13 protein-coding genes are annotated in these 19536 nt (G+C 44.5%); 7 read left to right on the top strand and 6 right to left on the bottom strand.

Annotated elements, in window-relative coordinates; translation table 11 throughout:
* Window positions 1-18: 18 nt before the first annotated feature.
* A complete protein-coding gene (locus tag JX580_RS10725; protein ID WP_248850533.1) occupies window positions 19-2400 on the bottom strand; it encodes a bifunctional diguanylate cyclase/phosphodiesterase in 2382 nt (793 codons plus the stop codon).
* A 2-nt stretch (window positions 2401-2402) separates the two neighbouring features.
* Complete coding sequence (locus tag JX580_RS10720; RefSeq protein WP_248850532.1) at window positions 2403-3284, bottom strand: sulfurtransferase; 882 nt, start codon at window positions 3282-3284, stop codon at window positions 2403-2405.
* Between the two features lie 200 nt (window positions 3285-3484).
* Between JX580_RS10720 and JX580_RS10715 the strand changes: the two genes are divergently transcribed.
* The 7 genes from JX580_RS10715 to mnmH all read left to right on the top strand — a co-directional run bounded on the left by JX580_RS10715 (window position 3485) and on the right by mnmH (window position 13231).
* The gene (locus JX580_RS10715) at window positions 3485-4390 is read left to right on the top strand and encodes an alpha/beta hydrolase (RefSeq protein WP_248850531.1); all 906 of its coding nucleotides are present in this window, start codon (window positions 3485-3487) and stop codon (window positions 4388-4390) included.
* Window positions 4390-6606 (top strand): bifunctional diguanylate cyclase/phosphodiesterase, encoded by a 2217-nt coding sequence (locus JX580_RS10710; RefSeq protein WP_248850530.1) that lies wholly within the window; start codon window positions 4390-4392, stop codon window positions 6604-6606. The genes JX580_RS10715 and JX580_RS10710 overlap by 1 nt, the downstream gene beginning before the upstream one ends.
* A gap of 126 nt (window positions 6607-6732) precedes the next feature.
* Window positions 6733-7683: an amidoligase family protein gene (locus JX580_RS10705; protein ID WP_248850529.1), complete on the top strand. Its 951-nt coding sequence runs from the start codon at window positions 6733-6735 to the stop codon at window positions 7681-7683.
* 78 nt (window positions 7684-7761) lie between these two features.
* Window positions 7762-9900 (top strand): 5-histidylcysteine sulfoxide synthase, encoded by a 2139-nt coding sequence (gene ovoA, locus JX580_RS10700; protein WP_248850528.1) that lies wholly within the window; start codon window positions 7762-7764, stop codon window positions 9898-9900.
* On the top strand, window positions 9885-11069 hold the full coding sequence (locus JX580_RS10695) for a PatB family C-S lyase (protein WP_248850527.1): 1185 nt from the start codon (window positions 9885-9887) through the stop codon (window positions 11067-11069). The genes ovoA and JX580_RS10695 overlap by 16 nt, the downstream gene beginning before the upstream one ends.
* Before the next feature lie 27 nt (window positions 11070-11096).
* Window positions 11097-12137 carry a selenide, water dikinase SelD gene (selD, locus tag JX580_RS10690; protein ID WP_248850526.1) on the top strand — a complete coding sequence of 347 codons (1041 nt, stop codon included), beginning with the start codon at window positions 11097-11099 and terminating at the stop codon, window positions 12135-12137.
* Window positions 12134-13231 carry a tRNA 2-selenouridine(34) synthase MnmH gene (gene mnmH, locus JX580_RS10685; protein WP_248850525.1) on the top strand — a complete coding sequence of 366 codons (1098 nt, stop codon included), beginning with the start codon at window positions 12134-12136 and terminating at the stop codon, window positions 13229-13231. Before selD ends, mnmH begins: the two co-directional genes overlap by 4 nt.
* A 40-nt stretch (window positions 13232-13271) precedes the next feature.
* On the opposite strand, the gene JX580_RS10680 is transcribed toward mnmH, so the two are convergent.
* The 4 genes from JX580_RS10680 to JX580_RS10665 all read right to left on the bottom strand — a co-directional run bounded on the left by JX580_RS10680 (window position 13272) and on the right by JX580_RS10665 (window position 19472).
* Window positions 13272-15731 carry a methyl-accepting chemotaxis protein gene (locus tag JX580_RS10680; protein WP_248850524.1) on the bottom strand — a complete coding sequence of 820 codons (2460 nt, stop codon included), beginning with the start codon at window positions 15729-15731 and terminating at the stop codon, window positions 13272-13274.
* 135 nt (window positions 15732-15866) lie between these two features.
* A complete protein-coding gene (gene adk, locus JX580_RS10675) occupies window positions 15867-16514 on the bottom strand; it encodes an adenylate kinase (RefSeq protein WP_248850523.1) in 648 nt (215 codons plus the stop codon).
* A gap of 175 nt (window positions 16515-16689) precedes the next feature.
* The gene (locus JX580_RS10670) at window positions 16690-18996 is read right to left on the bottom strand and encodes a penicillin-binding protein 1A (RefSeq protein WP_248850522.1); all 2307 of its coding nucleotides are present in this window, start codon (window positions 18994-18996) and stop codon (window positions 16690-16692) included.
* 260 nt (window positions 18997-19256) lie between these two features.
* Entirely contained in the window at window positions 19257-19472 is a 216-nt protein-coding gene (locus JX580_RS10665) for a hypothetical protein (protein ID WP_248850521.1), read from the bottom strand.
* Window positions 19473-19536: the final 64 nt, after the last annotated feature.

Raw genomic sequence — 19536 nt, 5'->3', positions numbered from 1 at the left:
GAATGATTCAATCATGGTTTATAAGATTTGGCGATGCAGGTAGGTTGTAAACTCTTTTATCGGTAAGGGTGGACTATAGTAGTAACCCTGATACGCCAAGCAGCCAAGGTCTTCTAATAGCTGGCGTTGTGCCTGAGTTTCTACACCTTCAGCGATAATATCAAACTCATAAGCCTGCCCTAGCGAAATAATTGTTTTAACTATCGCCTCATCATTGTGTTGCTGGCTTAGCAAATTACAAATAAATGACTGATCAATTTTAACCTGTGTCAATGGCAATTTTTGCAGGTAGCGCAGTGAGGAATAACCTGTTCCAAAATCATCGAGCGATAGTTTGACACCGAGCCGAGTCAATTGAGCCATAATGTCGGTCATGTGTTCGAGGTCTTTTGCGACAAGGCTTTCGGTGAGTTCAAGTTTAAGTTTTCGTGCGTCTAGGCAATGCTGTTTGATTTGTTGAGTGACCTGTTCTACAAAGTCTTTGGCATAAAACTGTTTGGCGCTGACATTCACCGCCAGGCTTAAATGAGCCGTATTGGGATTGACTTGCCAGTTTGCTAGTTGCTGGCATGCTTGGTTAAGCACCCATTGCCCTAGTGGTAGGATTAAATCTGAGTTCTCAGCTAGCGGAATAAAATGATTCGGGGGAATCAATCCCTTTTCGGGGTGGTTCCAGCGAACTAGTGCCTCGGCACCGATCAGCCCTTCTGCGATGTGGTGTTGGGGTTGGTAATAAAGTTCAAGTTGTTGGGCTTTGATCGCATGCTTGAGTTGGTTGTAAAGCTCTATTGCTGCTAGAGCTTCTTCTTCGGCTTTAGGGTCAAAGAAAATAATCGATTGATCCTCGGTGGTTTTAGCTTGATGCAGTGCCGCATCAGCTTGCTGAATCAGCGTTTCTGCAGAAACAGTTTGTTCAGGCAGCGCATAGCTAATGCCAACCGAACCTTGTGCATGAAGCGTTTGCTGGTTGAGCTCAAAAGGCAGTTCAATTAAGCTAAGGATACGTTCGGCTTCACGTTCGAGTTCAAAAATTAGTTCACTTTTGGCTTCATTGGGTAGTCGGGTAATCATCGCAAATTCATCGCCCCCAATACGAGCCAATAACAATGCGTCATAAAACTGTGCCCTAAGGCGATTAGCCAGCTCGACCAGTAGTTCATCACCGGCTGAATGGCCAAATACGTCGTTAATTTTTTTAAAATCATTGATATCAAAGCAAATTAAGGCAGTGATTTGTTGTTGCTTGGCGAGCAGTTTTTCAAGGTTTTCGGTCAGTTGTTTACGGTTACTTAGTCCTGTAACCTGATCAAAACTGACGAGTTCTTCAAGTTTCTTGCTAGCATAATATTGCTCGGTGATATCGGTAAAAACCGCTACAAAGTTAATGAGTTCTTTTTGTTCGTTATAAACAGGCTGGATCAAGAGATCGTCAAGGAATAGGCTACCGTCTTTTTTGCGATTCCAAATTTGACCTTGCCAGCTATGACGGCTTCTTAGCTGGTACTTTATTTGGTTATAGAAGCTGGATTCATGTTGGTCACTGCGCAGGATTTTAGGCGTTTTTCCCAGTATTTCATCTGCACTATAGCCGGTTATCTCTGTAAAGGCTCGGTTAACACGCATTATCCGATGATAGGGATCTGTGATCATAATCGCGCTAGGAGTATTAAATGACACTGCGGCCAGAGAGAGTTCGGCGTGATCTTTTTGAATCCGCGCCAGCATGGTGTTCACTTCGTCATAAAGCGTTTTAAATTCATTAATTTCCGAAGTTTCAATGCGTTGGCTTAATTGTTCGCCACTAATAATTCTTTCTAAAAACTGGACTAGCTTAATGACCGGTTGACTAAAGCGTTTTTCTAGCCAAAAGGCCATTAAAAAGGAGAAACCGAGGGCAAATAGAATAGTGAAAAAAATATAGTGAGCATCATGCAGGATACGAGAGGTAAGACTTTGGTAGCGAAGGCTAATAAAGACCTGCCCTAGTTCAAGTCCTTGATAGTTGGCGGGGATAAGGAAGCTAATTCGTTGGGCTTCATCGTTTTGTTCTAACCAGGTCTGGGCTTGTTTTAAGTTTAAAGGTCTAGGGGTATCGATCACGGCAAGGTATTGATGAATGGCTTCACCTTGTTGGTTAAATAACACCATGCGCTCGAGCTTATCAAAGGAGGCGAGCTTGTTGCTGATGTCCACAGCAATGTCGAGTTGGTTGATCAGTATCAACTTGGCAAACTCTTGGCTTAAAAGTTGGCTGATGACCTCTGCTTGCTGTTGTGATTCACGTTGTTGGTTAACTTGAAACCAGCTGACAAATATTAAGTAACCTAATAAAAAACTGCTGGCGACAGAACCCATTATGATCATAATCAATTTTTGTCGAATGCTGCGCGTCTTAAACATGCTTACTGACTCGGGTTGTTAATCGGTAAGCTCGGGTTATTGCCCCATTCCAGCCAAGAGCCTTCATAGACTGACGCGCGATAACCTAAAGCATGAAGCACCACATAATTGATGGCGGCTGAGGCGCCATCGTTACAATAGAGAATGATGTCTTGATTTTTGGGTAGATCTTGATAGAGATGAGCCAGTTCTTCGAGGTCAAGCAGTTGAGAACCTAAATCTGTGCTTAGACTGTTGTTTACCGCAGGAAAGTTTAATGCGTTGGGAATATGCCCAGCTCTTTCAGCGAGGCTACTAAGGCCTAAAAAATGGCTTGATGGTCGTGCGTCCAAAATGAAGTGGTTAGTTTGCTGGGTCGCAACTAGGGTGTCTAGGTAGGACTTCATTCTTTGACGATCAACCCGAGTGATGAATTGTGTTTTTTCCACTTCTTTTGCTTGCTGGCTGATCTCAAACATACCTTCCGGCCAGTGTCCATAGCCGACATTTAACAAACCCGCTTCTGTATGCCCAAGTGCATGAAGAACCCATACTAATCGCGCTGCCCATTTAAAACCTCCATGATCCAGTACAACTACTTTTTTGCTTGCATCAACACCTGCTTCAGACAATAGGGTTTGAAGTTTAGACAAAGGGGGCAGGTTGAGATATTGATCAAACAGCAAGGGATAGGGCAAGTTGACCGAATTGGCAAGATGTCCGGCTTGAAAGTTATGAGGTTCTCTCACGTCAATAATGCGCAAATCGGGGTGGTGAATATGTTCAGCTAGCCAACCACGGTCTACAATAGGGTTGATTGTCGCTGCGCTTGTTAGGCCGGAAAATAATATCAGAACAAGCCATATTGATTTTAAATCCTGCAATCTACGATGGGTTCGGTGCATGACCGCCTCCCTGTAAGCTTTTCATTTGGTTTTAATAGTATGTCTGTTTTGTCCGTTTTTGTCTAGAATAAATCCTATTGCATCAATACGCTTTATTATAAATATTGTCTATTTGGTCATTTTTATTATTGATAATAGAGATCGCTAATTTAAGCTATGCTTTTATCGTTGTTTAATCTAAATTTATAAGATCTGAAATCATGGCCAAATACACTCATATTAATCTAAGCTTGAAAACCTTTTTAGGGTTTGGGCTAGCTATGGTGTTTTGGACATCAAGTTGGGCGCAGACCGTGAGTTTAGAAAGCTCGCCAGGATTTTTTCTCCAAGCCGAATTCAGTCAACCTGTTGAAGATAACAAACAGGTTGCAGTGTTGGTTCAACATGGGTTTTTAACTACCAATCAATTTCATACTATTCGTAGCATGGTCAGTGCGATTAATGATCAAGGCATTGCAACCCTGAGCCCGAATATGAGTTACGGTATTAGTGGTCGTAAAGATTCACTGAAATGTGATAGCTTGCACACCCATACACTTGAAGATAATCGCGCTGAAATCGGTGCTTGGATAGATTGGTTACAGGCACAGGGGTATCAGCATGTCGTGTTGTTGGGGCATTCCAGTGGTAGTCAGGATTTATTATTTAGCCAAGCGACTGAGCCGCATCCCGCTGTGGAATTATTGATTTTAACCAGTGTGTTTTATTTTAATGGTCAGGATATAGGGACAAAGACTTCAGACTTATCGAGAGCGAGAAATATGATGTTAACCGGTTCACCCAGACCGGAGCACTTTAGCTTTTTGTTCTGCAAGGAAACTTATTATGCGACACCGCAAAGTTTCCTCTCCTATCATCAATTAACTCGCCAACAGAACTTGAGCCATTTACAGTTTGTTGGCGTACCGGTTCATGCGATTATGGGTACGGGTGATGAGATTTTGCAACAAACTGGATTTGAATGGTTAGACGAACTTGCTGCGGTGGGGGTTAAACTGCATCTTGTTGAGGGTGCAAATCATTTTTTCTCCAGCATGCATGAATTTGATTTACAAGATCGTCTTGTTCAGATTCTTAACAGCTATCAATCAGACGTAGTGCCGTGATGTTTCCACGCTTAAAGCCGATTCAGGCTAAATGGCACATGTTGATGTTTCTCTCAGCCTCTTTAGGGGCTTATTTGTTTATGTTTGGTTATTTGTATTCAAGTGCGCAGAATATTAAAGCCCAAACTGAACAGCAGATGGTTCAATTTGCCGAGCAAGAATTGAAGCGAGAGATTCAAAGTTTTATTGACTTGAGCGCTGAACAAATCGAGCGGCTTAAAGCCTGGGATGAGGTGCATCAGCAGTTGAGCCAGCCGAGATATTATTTTTTTTGGCGCGATGAGCGTTTAAAGGTGTCGCAGCATTGGCGTCCTTATTTTAATGAATTGGAAATTTATAATTCAAAAGGCCAGCAATTGTTTCACAAAGGCCCGAATGATCCAGTCTCTCCTTTTTTACCTAATGAAGTCCCATCTGTATTAGCTAGCTTTAGCCTTGATCAGGAGCAGTTAAGTTATCGAGTTTTTACCGATGTGCAGCAAAGACAGACCGGGGATAAGTTGGGTTATTTGGGATTAAACCTCAATTTGATGGTTTGGTTGCAGCAAGATACCCAGTTTAAGTATATCGAACGTGCCAGTCTAACAACCAGGCCTGGTTTAGAGGCCGATAAAATTTCAATTCAGGATCTTGTTTTTCAGCCTGCTGAATATTTGGATTTTAAGCTGCTTGAAAATCCGGTGGATCATTTTTTATGGACGCTGATCCAAGATTTTATTAGCTATGTATTGCTTTATGCGGTGTTGGTCGCGGTGTTGTTTGTGTTGTTTTTTCGTTATAGCCTTGTGCGTCCGCTGGCCAGTTTATCGGCTTATCTGACCGAATTAAAAACCAAACCTGATCAGGTTGTTCGACCTAAAGCTAAGTTTATGGTGAGTGAGTTTGAGGCGCTTAAATCCTCATTAGCCAGTTACAACCGGGCTTTAGTGGATGCACAACAAAAAATTGATGTGCAGCGCCAACTGGCTTATCAACAGTCGAGAACCGATGCCTTGTCCGGTTTACCCAATCGTCATGCTTTTGATGAAGCCATGCAGTCGCTGGAGCAGCAGTTCTCATCTGAAGGTGGTTGCGTAGGTTTTATGCTGGTAGATTGTGATTATTTTAAAGCGATTAACGATACCTATGGTCATTGTGTTGGTGATCAGGTGATTAAGTTGACAGCAAGGGCTTTGACCGAGTGTTTACCATTATCTACTCAGGTTTTTAGAATTGGCGGTGATGAGTTTGCCGCTGTTTTGCCGGGTATCAATGCGGCTCAATTAAGAGAGATGGCAAGCCATTGTTTGGCGCATTTAAAGCAAATGCCGTTTGCTGAATTAGGTATTCATGAAAGGGTTCACTTTAGTGTGGGCTTGAGTCTGACGGCGCAAGCGATCAGCTTAACAAAACTGCATAAACATGCGGATATTGCCTTGTATAAGGCCAAACATTCTTTGCATGATAAGATTCAACTGTTTGCGGATGAAGACTCTTCTGCAGGTAAAACACTGGTGTCGAATGAACGTATTTCAATTATTATGAATGCATTGCGCAGTGGCGAGGGTATTGAAATGCACTTGCAGCCGATTGTGTCGGTTGATCAAAATGTGATTTATTATGAAGCTTTGGTACGGATTCGAAAGCAAGGTGTGTTGATTTTTCCGGGTGAGATTTTTGATGTGGTCAACCATCGTCATTTAGAAATTGATTTAGACTTGCAGGTGATCGCGGCGATTATTCAGTTATTTAAAGAGGGAAAAATCGCTGAAAATACCGGTATTTCATTGAATATTTCGCCTCAGTCGCTATTGCAGTTGGACTTGCAGGACGCCCTTAAGCAGCTTGTGGCTTATGCTCAGACCTACAGAATTATTATTGAAGTCACTGAAACCACGCTTATTACTAACATGGTATTGGTCACCGCTAAATTGAAAGCACTGCGTGAATTAGGTTTTAAAATTGCGTTGGATGATTTTGGTAGTGGCTATTCATCGATTCGTTATCTCGCTAATATGCCGGTCGATATTATTAAGTTTGATATGACATTAACTCAAGCTTTAGAATTGGATGAAAAGACGTGTGGTATTATTCAATCCACCGCGGCGATGATTCGTCAAGCCGATTATAAGTTGGTAATGGAAGGGGTTGAAACCCTTTCTCAGTTCGAGGCAGCCAAGCTTGCCGGAGCGACGGGTTTCCAAGGTTATTATTTCGGCAAGCCCCAGCCTGCATAATCAAGAGGTATTTTCTCGCGTCACTGACCTTAGACAAAGCGCTTAGTTGGATATGGTTTTGTTGCTTTACGTCTGAGTTTAAGAGGTTATAATCCTAATAACCTTCTTTTTATCTGTTGGAATCTTATGAATAAACAACTTCAGGCTATTATTTCGGCCAGTAAATACTGGGTTTCGGATCAGCAGCATATTACTGATTTCGAGCGCCATGAGGGTGAGTTGAGTCATAAAAAATTTGCGCGACGTTTACTGAGTTTGTATCAACTTCAGCCCAATGCGTTTGATCAAATTAGCCAAAAGCTGGTTGCAGGTTTTGAGATAGAGTTTTATCTTGCTGCTGAACAGATAGGCTTATTAGCGCAGTCGATTGAAGGGATCTTACCACGCGATCAAATTTTGCTTGTAAAGCTGGATCAGGTACCGAAAACGGATGGACAAAACTTTTACTTAATGGCTGAAAAAACCGGCTGTCCTCCGGCTGGCTTGCAAAGTTATGAGTTGGTGAGTCCTAAGCTGGATCCGCTGTCATTAATTTATTATCTTAATGTGTTTGTTAAAAAGCTTAAACAGTTTGGCGCAAAAGATGGTGATGATATAGGGTTTCATCTTCATTTTTCTACTGAGGCGCACTGCCGTATATCGCCGTTAGCCGTGGTTTATAGTCTTGATCAACACGGCCTGTTAAGTTTTAAGTCACGCAAGTTTACACGAGATATTGTGGCCCAACTCTTTAGTTATCAGCCTGAGGATTGGGCGTTTATCTTTAATCGGGTGTTAAAGAAAAATTACAGCATTAACTTTTTAGACTTTGCCAATAATAACCACTTTGAACTGCGCGCGCTCGGCGGCAAGGGCTATTTATTCGATTCTAAGCACTCACCACAAGGTTATGCGTTAAACAGTCTTTTGGCCTTGACCAAGGCGCTCAGTTATCCCGATAAAAAACTGGCTAAGCTAATCCGACGGCAATATAAGCTGGATAAAAAGCTGGTTAAACTGAATCAAGTGAAATACGCTTCTTTGAAAGCGAAGCCTAAAAATGCGATTTGGACCAGCTGCTTTAATTCTGAAGTCTAATTCGTGTATTGGTTATTTATATATTGTATAGCTGGTGTATAATGTTGCTAATCATTAAATTTATCTTAGGAAATCGGAATGCAAAAAGCGGATTTGATCACTCAGAATATTGTCTTAAATCATGGGGATATTGAAACCAAGCGTGCAGAAATTAAGCGTTACTTTAATCTCACCTTTGATGCCTATGAATCTTTGTTTAGCTGTCTTCGCGAAGATCAGGCTTACTATGAGCGCCCTTGTTCTTTACGCCACCCGTTAATTTTTTATTTTGGCCATACCGCCACTTTTTTTACCAATAAACTGGTGCTAGCCAAATTATTGCCGCAGCGAATTAACCCTAAAATTGAATCCCTGTGTGCGATTGGTGTTGATGAAATGTCTTGGGATGATTTGAATGAGGCGCACTACAATTGGCCGAGTGTCAATGAAGTACGCGAATATCGTCAGCAGCTGCGGGAGGCTGTGAATCATCTGATTGATACCGTCAGTTTTAGCCTGCCGATTGATTGGAAAAGTCCGCTCTGGCCGGTGATGATGGGAATTGAGCATGAGCGTATTCATTTAGAAACGTCATCGGTTTTGATTCGCCAATTGGATTTAAAGTATGTTCAAGCCTCTGAGCTGTTTCCAGTGTGCCCGCAGCGTGGCTCTGCACCGCTAACAAACCGTTTGCTTCCGGTTGAACCGGGTCGGGTGGTGATTGATCATCAGGATCCGGCTCAATATTATGGTTGGGATAATGAATATGGCTTTCACCAGGCAGAGGTGGCGGGGTTTAATGCGGCTGAGTTTTTGGTTTCTAACGGTGAATACCTAGCGTTTGTTGAGGCGGGGGGGTATCAAACGGCTGAATTCTGGGATGAGGAGGGCGACCGCTGGCGTCAATTCAGCCCGGTTAAACATCCTAGTTTTTGGGTTGAGAAAACCGAGAATAACCAGCAGGCCTGGTATTTGCGTTGTATGACAGAAGAAATTCCGATGCCGTGGAACTGGCCGGTTGAGGTGAATTATTTGGAAGCGGCCGCTTTTTGTCGTTGGAAAGCCAAGCTGACCGGCAAGCCGATTCGCTTGCCCTCAGAAGATGAGTATTTGCGTTTGCGTGAACAGACGCAGGCTTTGGATTTTTATGATCGGGCGAATATTAACCTACAGCAATACGCCTCCTCGGTGCCGGTTGATCAGTGCGAAATGAATGGTTTTTACGATGTGGTCGGCAATGTATGGCAGTGGACCATGACACCGATTCATCCTTTTGAGGGGTTTAAAGTACATCCTCTTTATGATGATTTCACTACGCCGACTTTTGACAATAAACATAATATTTTTAAGGGTGGCAGTTGGATTTCAACCGGTAACGAGATCAATGGCCATTCGCGTTATGCTTTCAGGCGTCATTTTTTTCAGCATGCGGGTTTTCGTTATATTGAATCAACGGCTGAGGTTAAAACTGAATATGCGAGTTATGAGACCGATTTGGATGTGGCGCAAGCCTGTGAGTTTTATTATGGCGAAAATCATTTTGGCGTCGGTAACTTCGCTAAAAGCTATGCGCAACTAGCGATAGATTTTGCTAAACAAGATCGTGATTTATCGGCTCGAACGGCTTTAAGTGTTTTAGAGGTAGGCTGTTCAGTAGGTCGTGGTTGTTTTGAATTGGCAACTTATTTCGACCAGGTACTCGGCTTGGATTTTTCAGCGCGCTTTATCAACGTGGCAAACCGCTTGCAACAAACCGGTTCGGTGCTTTATACCTTGCCGATTGAAGGTGAGATTATGGACTTTAAGGAACAAACCCTTGAAGAGCATAACCTAGATCATGGGGTGGCACGCTGCCGCTTTATGCAGCAAGATCCGAGTAATCTAAAACCTATTTTTAGCGGTTACGATATGTTGGTGGCGATGAATGTGATAGAGCGCTTGTATGAAACACAAAAATTTATTCAGGATATTGCTCACCGTTTGAACCCCGGCGGCTTGTTAATGTTGGGCTCAACCTATGATTGGAATTCGTCTTTCACCACACAAGCTAACTGGCTTGGCGGTTATAAGGATTCGCAGTCAGGCGAGAATGTCACGACGCTTGAAACATTGCAGGCTTTGCTGGCTAAAGAGTTTGAACAATTAGCGCCGCCGCAAGACATTCCGCTTGTTCAGCCCCTAAATGCGCGGTGTTTTTCTCATCAGCTTAGTCAGGTTACGCTTTGGAAAAAGAAATAGACTTTAACCAGCCGATTGATAGGCTGAATACCTGCTCCGAAAAGTATGATTTGCGCCAGTCGTTATTTGGCCGCGAAGATCTGCTGCCCATGTGGGTAGCAGATATGGATTTGCCTAGCCCTCCTTTTGTGCTGAAAGCCTTGCAACAAAGGCTATTGCACCCGATCTTAGGTTATAGCTTAACCCCCCTTGAGGTTTATCAAGCGATTTGTGATTGGCAAGCGCAACATCACTACTCGGTTGAGCCGGATCAAATTATCTTTACTCACAATGTGGCTAACGGCTTGTTTTTAGCGGTTCAGGCTTTAACCAGGCCTGGTGATGCGGTGATGGTAATGCCGCCGATCTATCCGCCGTTTGTTAAGGCGGTCAGTTTAAATGATCGAGTCGTTGTTGAAGCGCCTTTGGTGTTTGACGGTCAGGTTTATAATATCGATTGGCAGAGGGTTGAGCAGCTTATCCAGCAGCATCAAGTCAAGCTGTTGTTGTTCTGCAACCCCCACAATCCTTCCGGTCGTGTTTGGACTCGTGAGGAATTAATAGCTTTGGCTGAAGTTTGTATTCAGTATCAAGTTAAGATCGTCTCGGATGAAATTCATTCTGATTTGGTGTATTCGCCTTTTAAACACACACCGATGGCCAGCTTGTCAGCAGCGGTAAGTCAGCAGGTATTGACGCTGAGCTCGCCGGGTAAAACCTTTAATTTAGCCGGTCTGCAGATAGGTTATGCGATTTCGGCTAATCCGCAAATAAACGCGGCGATGCAGGCTGCCTGTGCAAGGGTTAAAATTGAAGATTTGAATCTGATGGCGATGGTGGCTTTGCATGCGGCCTATAGCCCAGACGGGCTTGCTTGGCGAGACCGCCTTATGCAACACTTTAGCGCTAATATCGAGCGTTTAGATGCTTTTTTAGCCCGCTATCTTCCACAGGTGAGGTTAATCCGTCCTCAAGCTTCGTATTTAGTTTGGCTCGATTTTCGGGCGTTGTTTAATGACCATCAAGCTTTAAAAGATTGGTTGGTTAATCAGGCTAAACTTGGCCTGAATGATGGTTTGTCTTATGGTGAGGCAGGGCGTGGTTTTATGCGCATGAATATCGCGGTATCACAACAAACGATGGAGCAAGCGCTATCTCAGTTGGGTGTTGCCCTGTCAAAGCTGGCATAATAGGTCATTTTTAATGAGTTTTCTTAGATGTCTATTCCATTAACCCAGTACAGTCACGGCGCAGGTTGTGGCTGCAAAATTTCCCCCGCTTTACTTGACAGGCTGCTGCAAGGCGCGGCCTCCCAAGTCCACTTTCCCGGTTTGTTGGTTGGCCATGGCGCAAAGGATGATGCCGCCGCGTTTGATTTGGGCGACGGGCGTTCTGTTTTATCCACCACCGATTTTTTTATGCCGATTGTGGATGATCCCTTTACCTTTGGTCGCATCGCCGCCACGAATGCGATTTCAGATATCTATGCAATGGGGGGCAAGCCCTTAATGGCGATTGCAATTTTTGGCTGGCCGATTGATAAGTTGCCTGCTGAAATAGGTGCAGATGTGATTGCGGGTGGGCGCAGTGTTTGTGAAGCGGCAGCTATTCCTTTGGCGGGCGGGCATTCTATTGATGCTCCGGAACCGATCTTTGGTTTAGCGGTAACCGGATTGGTTGAAAATCGGTTTATCAAAACCAATAGCATGGCCGAGCCTGGCTGCGAAATTTTTTTGACCAAGCCGTTAGGGGTGGGTATTTTAACAACCGCGCAAAAACAAAATAAAATTATGGCCGATCATTTGCAGCCAGCAATTGATAGCATGTGTCAACTCAATGATATTGGCTTTCATTTGGCGCAGTGTGAAGCGGTGAAGGTGATGACCGATGTCACCGGGTTTGGCTTATTAGGTCATTTAATTGAAGTCTGTGAAGCCAGCCAAGTTGGTGCCAGTCTTGTCGCAGAGCGTTTGCCCTTGTTACCCAATGTAAAAGCCTATTTATCCCAAGGGTGCGTGCCTGGTGGAACCGCTAGAAACTGGTTAAGTTTTGCCGATAAGGTGTCGCCTTTAGACTCGCAACTCAGAGATTTGCTGTGTGATCCACAAACCTCGGGTGGGTTGTTGCTGATGGTTAAACAAGCAGGCCTGGATGCTTTCCATGCGTTGTGTCGTGAAAAAGGCCTAGAACTCAAGTCTTTGGGATCAACGCATGCTTTGGCTCAAGCGGGTGCGCCTTTGGTTGAGGTGCGAGTGTGAGCCGCTCTTTAGCAAGCACTGATGACTTTAAAGCGATCGTTTTAGCGAATAGGCCGTTGATTGATGTGCGTGCGCCGGTTGAGTTTAGCAAAGGCTGTATTCCTAATGCGGTGAACCTGCCATTAATGCAAGATGAAGAGCGGCGTTTAGTAGGATTGGCTTATAAACAACAGGGACAGGATGCTGCGATTGAATTGGGTCATCGGCTGCTCAATCCTGAGGTACGTCAACCGAGGGTAGACGCTTGGTGTCAGTTTAAGCATCAACAACCTGATGCAATGCTTTATTGTTTTCGCGGTGGTTTGCGTTCGCGGATTGCTCAAAGCTGGATACAGCAAGCGGGTGTAGAACTTGTGCGTTTACAAGGGGGTTATAAGGCTTTTCGTCAGTATTTAATTAATGAGTTAGATCAGATGGCGGTTAGCTTGGTCACACAAGCTACCCAACCTATTGTCTTGGCGGGGCGAACCGGATCGGGCAAAACCCAGGTCATTCAAAACTTTGAATGCGCGATAGATTTGGAAGGTTTAGCCCAGCACCGGGGTTCAACGTTTGGCGGCCATGCTTGGTCACAACCGACACAAATTGATTTTGAAAACCAATTGGCTTATCGTTGGATTCGTTTAGCGGCGGGTTCTTGTCGCTATGCCTTGTTCGAGGACGAGGGTAGAAACATTGGTTCGGTTCATCTTAGCCCCGCCTTGTTTAACGCGATCAAGTCAGGTGACCGTATTTTGCTTGAGGTACCTTTTGAACAGCGTCTGCAAAATATTTTGAACGAATATGTGATTGAGGCTCAGGCAGAATACCCTGACTTAGCTGCGTGGGTTGGGTTTATGCAGCAGCGTTTTGAACGGATTGCTAAACGTCTTGGCGGCGTGCGTTATACCCAGGTACGCCAAGCGTTTGACCAGGCCTGGTTGCAGCAAAAAGATAACGCTGACCTTTCATGGCACTTGAACTGGATAACAATATTGCTGAAAGAATATTATGATCCGATGTATGCTTTTCAGTTAAAGCGTTATCCGCAAGCTTTTGTCTTTAGGGGCGAGAAAGCCGAGGTTGAAGCCTATCTGAGATCACTAAAACTTTAGCCATCCCGATTTGGCAGAGATGGCTGATATCGCGATTTGTTTAACCTTTAAAACCCAAGCCCTTGTGTGCTTTGGTTTTAAAGAAGGACACGCTTTCACTGAGCAATTTTGCTTGATCTTTTAGACTCTCGGCAGCAGCAGAGGTTTCTTCAACCAGCGCTGCGTTTTGTTGAGTCACATTGTCGATCAAACCAATCGCTTGGTTGATTTCACTAACACCCTGTGCCTGTTCTACCGAAGCGCTGGCTATGTCCGCGATCATGCCGGTCACTTCGGTGATAGATTGATTCATCTTGCTGATAATCTCTTCTGATTCAGCAGCGAGCTGAGTGCCTTGGTTTATACGCTCAACGCTTTTTTCAATCAGGCTCTTGATATCTTTCGCCGCTTCGGCTGATTTCTGTGCCAGCGAACGTACTTCGCCGGCAACGACAGCGAAGCCTCGGCCATGCTCACCGGCTCTAGCCGCTTCAACCGCTGCGTTAAGTGCCAGCAGGTTGGTTTGAAAAGCGATACCATCAATTAGGCTGACAATATCATTGATTTGGTTGCTGGAGTCTTGAATCGCGCTCATCGCTTGAATGGTGTCTCGCATCACTTTCGCTGCGGTTTGCGAGTTGGTTTCCAGCGCATGCTCAAGCTTGTCGGCATTTTTTGCATTTTGTGCATTGTTGTCAATCGCAGAAGTGATTTCAGTCATGGTTGCCGAAGTTTGTTCTACCGATGCAGCTTGTTGTTGCACGCTTTCGCTTAGGCTGTCAGAACCATGTGAAACTTCTTCGGCTGCGCCATAAACGGTATCTGCAGCGATCAGCACGTCATTGATGATTTGACTTAAGCGTTCAGCGTTTTCATTGATTGCCGTTTTCAGACGGTCTAGATCACCCTCGCAATCCACTGCAACGCGTAAAGTTAAATCGCCACTGCTCTGAGCTTGCATTACTCCGGCGATGTCTCGAATCACTTCATCAAGTTTTTCAAGGCTTTGGTTAACTTTTTGTTTTAGACTATTTAAATCACCTTGTGCTTGCGCTTCGATGCGTTGCTGGAAGCGACCTTGAGCCATTTCCGACATGGTGTTGTTAATGTCTTGCATAATATGGTTGAGGTCGCTCATTGCACGGCTGGTGTTGTCAAGGATTTCAGCAAATGCGCCCTCTGCCGAGAGATTCGTTTTATAGTTAAAATCCCCTGCGCTGAGTTTAGCCATCGCGGTCGCAACTTGTTCAATCATTTTTTGTACATTGTCAGCGCTTGAATTGACGCCATTTTTGATGGTGAGCAGATCACCAACGAATTCACCCTTAATGCGCTTGCTTAAGTCGCCTTTGGCCAGCGCAGCAATCGCTTCACCGGTTTGATTCATGGCTTGGCTAACTTGGGTTAGGTGCTCATTGATCGCCTGTGCGGTCTGCCCGACTTCGTCGTTAGACTTGACCGCTACGCGTAGTGAGAAATTACCGGTTTTTTGAATATCTGCCATGGTCACGTTAAGTTGTTGAAGTGGGGTAATGACTAAGCGATTAACCAACAATAACAAGATGGCCGCCAGTAGTAAAATACCAAATACCACACCCGCAAGCGTAATCCAGGCCTGGTTGTGAGCTTGAGCCAGTACCGAGGTGTAAACGGATTCATCTTGGATAAATAATTGGCGGCCAAAGACACGGCCGGCTTCGTCATAGGCAGGGAGGTCGACCACTACATGGCCATTTTTTAGGTAAACTTGGCTTTGATCGCCATCAAGTTGCTGGTAAAGGTTTTTGGTGAGATTAACGACTTCTTCTTTAAACCAACTATTATTGGCAATGACATAGCGGTTGTTAATAGGGTTAAGATTGTCGATGGCGCGTGTATGACCTTGGGTGGTTTGCACATAGTTGCGGTCAACGAGCATAATCCATGAACCACCAACAAGTCTTTCAAAATCGCGTGAAATTGAACCAACCCCTTGAACCATCGTGACGAGTCCAATCAGATCTTTACTTTGATTAAGGACAGGAGTGACCGAGGTAATGGCGACACCGCGTTCGGTAAAGCCAAGCGCGCCATTGGCTTTTTTCTGTTGCATCACATTTCTTATCAATTCATTGTTAGCTTGGTTTGCGCCAGGGGTATCTAGGTTCCACGAGCGTAGCAGTGATTGGCCTTGTGCATCAAGAATTTCAGAGAAGATACCTCTAAAGTTACTCACGCTGCTGTAATGAGCTTGCTGGCCTGCTAAAACTTGGCGTAAAGCACGATCATTACGTTGATTGAGCGCGTTCAGCGTCATAGGTTGTTGAGACATCATGGTTGCGCCAATAATGCCGGATTGAATTTTAAGCTCGATTTGACTGTCCATAAAAGTGGACATTTCGTTGGTAAGATTTTGTTCGATTTGCCCTGCTAGGGGTTTTATTTGACTTAGGTAGAGAGTTAAAGCAACGGCCGCTACAACCAGGGTGGTAACCCCTAGGGTCGCTAGGATGATTTTGGTTTTAAGTGAGTGGTTGCGCATAATCTAGGCCCCATAAATAAAATTAATTGAATACTAATTTTAATTCTACCCCAAGACTAGGAGGGAGGCTATCGAGTTTGCTATGAATTTTTTTATAACCCGAGAAAAACACTCAGATTATAAAATTTATAACGATTAATTCAATGCTTGAGTGATCGCTTTTTCAACTTCAGAAATCGGTTGAGTGCCATCAATTCGGACGTATTTTAAAGCTTCAATTTTTTCTGACTTAGCTTGATAGTAATCAATTAAGGGTGCGGTTTGATCGTGATAAATTTTAAGGCGATCGAGCACGACTTCAGGCTTATCATCAGGCCGTTGAATCAGTTCTTCACCGGTTTCATCGTCCTTGTCTTGCACTTTTGGTGGGTTGAACACTACATGATAAGTACGCCCAGAAGCCATGTGGCAACGACGACCTGACATGCGCTCGACTATCACTTCATCAGCGACATCAATTTCTATGACTGCATCTATGGCAACACCGGCTTCGGCCAGTGCATCCGCTTGGGCAATGGTGCGGGGAAAGCCATCAAGTAGGAAGCCCTTGGCACAATCTTCTTGTGCAATCCGCTCTTTTACAAGGCCGATAATAATCTCATCGGTTACAAGTTTACCTTCATCCATAAAAGATTTTGCTAGTTTACCAAGCTCTGTTCCAGCCTTAATAGCTGCACGTAACATGTCACCTGTAGAGATTTGAGGGATATCATACTGTTTAGTTAAAAATTGGGCTTGCGTGCCTTTGCCAGCGCCGGGTGCGCCAAGAAGAATCAGTTTCATTGTGCTGTTTCCTAGTTTATTAATTCAGGATAAATCCATTGCATTATACCGACTTTATGTGTAATTTCTAAGGAATGCTTAACCCGAATATTTCAATAAATGTTATTTTTACTGTCCACTTCAAGGCTTTTATAGCGATTAGATATAGCGATTAGAAGTGGGCAGAAGATTGGGTTTATTGAAAAAGCTCACGTGTAAGGTCTCTCAGTGTACTAGGAGTGATACTGGGTGTTTCAGGAGCATTACGCTCTAAAAATAGCTCGAATACAGCTCTAGGGGAGTCAGCGGGGACCGCTAGTCCGGTATCTGGGTCTATAGGCACGTTCACTAAGCCTTCCGGCTGTAGAAAAGGGATGTTTGGCGAAGATTGAATCGCTGTGCGCATATAGTCAATCCAAATGGGCAATGCAGCGCGCCCTGCCGTTTCTCGTCGGCCAAGGCTGCTTGGATTATCAAAGCCAACCCAAACGCTGGTGACTACATCAGGGTTGTAACCCACAAACCAAGCATCAAACTGCTGGTTAGTGGTGCCGGTTTTACCAGCTAGGTCTTGGCGGTTAAGTGCGCTTGCAGTGCGGCCTGTTCCATAGCTAATCACATCCTGTAACATCGAGGTAATTAGATAGGCGTTTTGCGGGCTGATAACCCGTGGAGCAAGGCTTGGGTCATTGTCTAGGCATTGAATTTGGCAGGCTCTCAATGGGTCAGCCTGATAAATAGTGCGGCCATTGAAATCTCGAACTTGCCTAATAAAATGAGGTTCGATTAAAAAACCGCCATTTGCAAACACTGCATAGGCACGCGCCGCTTCGAGCGGTGTGACTTCGACCGAGCCCAGCGCCAATGAAAGGTTGCGATGTTTGTTTAATTCGTTTTGCGGTAAGCCAAATTCTCTAGCATGGTTGATAGTGGGGTGAACACCTATGTCTTGCAGTATGCGAATGGGTACCAGGTTTCTTGAGTGGGCTAGAGCAGGGCGAACTCGGGTTGGGCCGTAAAAGCGTCCGGTAAAGTTTTCTGGACGCCAAATCCCCTCAAGGGCATCATCATGAAAAACCACCGGTGCGTCATTAACAACGGTAGCCAGGGTGTAATCGCGCTCAAGTGCTGCCGAGTAAAGGAAGGGTTTAAAAGCTGAGCCAAGTTGACGTTTAGCTTGAGTGGCTCGATTAAAACGACTCTTAAAAAAGTCAAAGCCCCCCGCCAATGCATAGATCGAGCCATCTCTTGGGTTAAGGCTAACTATGGCTGCATCGGCTTGTGGGTTTTGTGCTAGTTGCCAGGTTGAGTTATGGCGTTGTAAATAGATAACGTGACCAGTGGCTAAAACATCTTCTATTTTTTGGGGCGCTGACCCTGTTCGGTTGATATTGACGAAAGGAGCGGCCCAGCTCATGCCTTCAAACCTAAGTACGCCACGCTCACCATTTCGCATCAGTAGGTTCGCTTGGTTTTGCTGAATAGAGGTAACCGTTGCCAGTTGTAAGCCTCCTGGGGCAGGGAACTCACGCATGGCTTGAATAATGCTGTCATCATTTGCGAGGGTCTCTGTGTCAAGTTGCGCTAAAGGGCCTCGATAGCCTTGGCGTCGTTCGTAGTCCTGTAATCCATCACGCAGAGCTTGGTTGGCAGACAATTGGTGTTCGCTTTCTAGGGTGGTAACAATCGTTAGGCCAAGGTTAAGGGCGTCTTCGCCAAAGTTTTCTAATGCAAATTGTCTTGCCATTTCAGCGATGTAACCTGCCTCAACATCGATGCGCACGCCTGAAAGCGTCACTGCAATCGGTTGCTCTTGAGCCATGCGCATCTCGAGTCGAGTGATATAGCCAAGCTCATTCATTCTTCGAAGAACATAGTCTCGACGCAGTTTGGCACGAGGCGGGTTGGCAACTGGGTTAAAAGCAGAAGGGGCTTTGGGCAGGCCGGCAATCATCGCAAACTCATGGAGTTCGAGTTCTGCTAATTCTTTGCCATAGTAGGTCTTTGCAGCGGCGGCTACGCCGTATGAGCGGTGACCTAAGAAGATCTTATTGAGATAAAGCGCCATGATTTCTTGTTTGGTCAGTTCACGTTCAATTTTAAACGAAAGAATAATTTCGTTCAGTTTTCGAGTATAGGTTCGCTCACTGGTAAGGAAAAAATTTCTAGCGACCTGCATGGTAATGGTTGAGCCACCCGATTGTTTTGAGCCAGTAGTGATGAGTTCGTAAGCCGCTCTAGCTAAGCCTTTGAGATCGACACCGAAATGTTCGTAGAAACGGTCGTCTTCAGCTGAAATAATAGCTTGGGTCATGCGTTCAGGAATTTGATGGTAATCAAGGGGAATGCGGCGCTTCTCACCTATCTCGGTAATCAAACGGCCATCAGCCGTTTCTATGCGCAAAGGGACTTGATAGCTTACGTTTCTTAGCTCAGATGCATCGGGAAGCGTTGGATAAACCTGGATAACATAAACGCTTAAACCTATTAGTGGGATAAACATTATTAATAGCAAACTCCAAAAACTATATTTCAGCCATTTTTTTGGCTTGGGTTTTTGGGTTTTTGAATTGGCTCGATTATGTTTTTGCTGCGCTGGGGCAATAAAGTCGTCAGATTCCATCGTTCAATTTTAGTTAAATTTTTTAGTATTGTACGTGAATTTGAGCTGTTTGAATGGTTTTAGGCTAAACTTTATAAAAGAATTCGTGTTAAAAACAAAAAACCCGAACTAGTCGGGTTTTAAGATGACAAGCTACTGGTTTAGGTACGCTTTTTGTAACGACCTGTTTTGATGTCGTCCCACATTAGGTAAACATTACCCCCTACAATAATCGCAATGGCTGATGCCACGCCAAATAGCCCGATCGCTACCTGTAAGCTTTGTGGGAGAATGTTAAGGTAGATACCCATTAAAATTGCGAAGGGGATAACTACGATAACCACTAATACCAGTAAAAATTTAAGTTCATTTCTCATGGTGCTGCCTCAGAGTTAGATTTTTTATATTTAGAAAAATTTCAAGTTGCAATATACCGCTATG

The organism is Thiomicrospira microaerophila, from assembly GCF_023278225.1.
Classification (GTDB): Bacteria; Pseudomonadota; Gammaproteobacteria; order Thiomicrospirales; family Thiomicrospiraceae; genus Thiomicrospira; species Thiomicrospira microaerophila_A.
Note: the sequence above shows the minus strand (reverse complement) of the source record. Positions and strands in the feature narration are given on the sequence as shown.

What these genes read in the sequence shown, in the direction of transcription:
- JX580_RS10725 (WP_248850533.1), bottom strand. Translation starts at nt 2,400, where the DNA reads ATGTTTAAGACGCGCAGCATTCGACAAAAATTGATTATGATCATAATG.
- JX580_RS10720 (WP_248850532.1), bottom strand. Translation starts at nt 3,284, where the DNA reads ATGCACCGAACCCATCGTAGATTGCAGGATTTAAAATCAATATGGCTT.
- JX580_RS10715 (WP_248850531.1), top strand. Translation starts at nt 3,485, where the DNA reads ATGGCCAAATACACTCATATTAATCTAAGCTTGAAAACCTTTTTAGGG.
- JX580_RS10710 (WP_248850530.1), top strand. Translation starts at nt 4,390, where the DNA reads ATGTTTCCACGCTTAAAGCCGATTCAGGCTAAATGGCACATGTTGATG.
- JX580_RS10705 (WP_248850529.1), top strand. Translation starts at nt 6,733, where the DNA reads ATGAATAAACAACTTCAGGCTATTATTTCGGCCAGTAAATACTGGGTT.
- ovoA (WP_248850528.1), top strand. Translation starts at nt 7,762, where the DNA reads ATGCAAAAAGCGGATTTGATCACTCAGAATATTGTCTTAAATCATGGG.
- selD (WP_248850526.1), top strand. Translation starts at nt 11,097, where the DNA reads ATGTCTATTCCATTAACCCAGTACAGTCACGGCGCAGGTTGTGGCTGC.
- JX580_RS10680 (WP_248850524.1), bottom strand. Translation starts at nt 15,731, where the DNA reads ATGCGCAACCACTCACTTAAAACCAAAATCATCCTAGCGACCCTAGGG.
- adk (WP_248850523.1), bottom strand. Translation starts at nt 16,514, where the DNA reads ATGAAACTGATTCTTCTTGGCGCACCCGGCGCTGGCAAAGGCACGCAA.
- JX580_RS10670 (WP_248850522.1), bottom strand. Translation starts at nt 18,996, where the DNA reads ATGTTTATCCCACTAATAGGTTTAAGCGTTTATGTTATCCAGGTTTAT.
- JX580_RS10665 (WP_248850521.1), bottom strand. Translation starts at nt 19,472, where the DNA reads ATGAGAAATGAACTTAAATTTTTACTGGTATTAGTGGTTATCGTAGTT.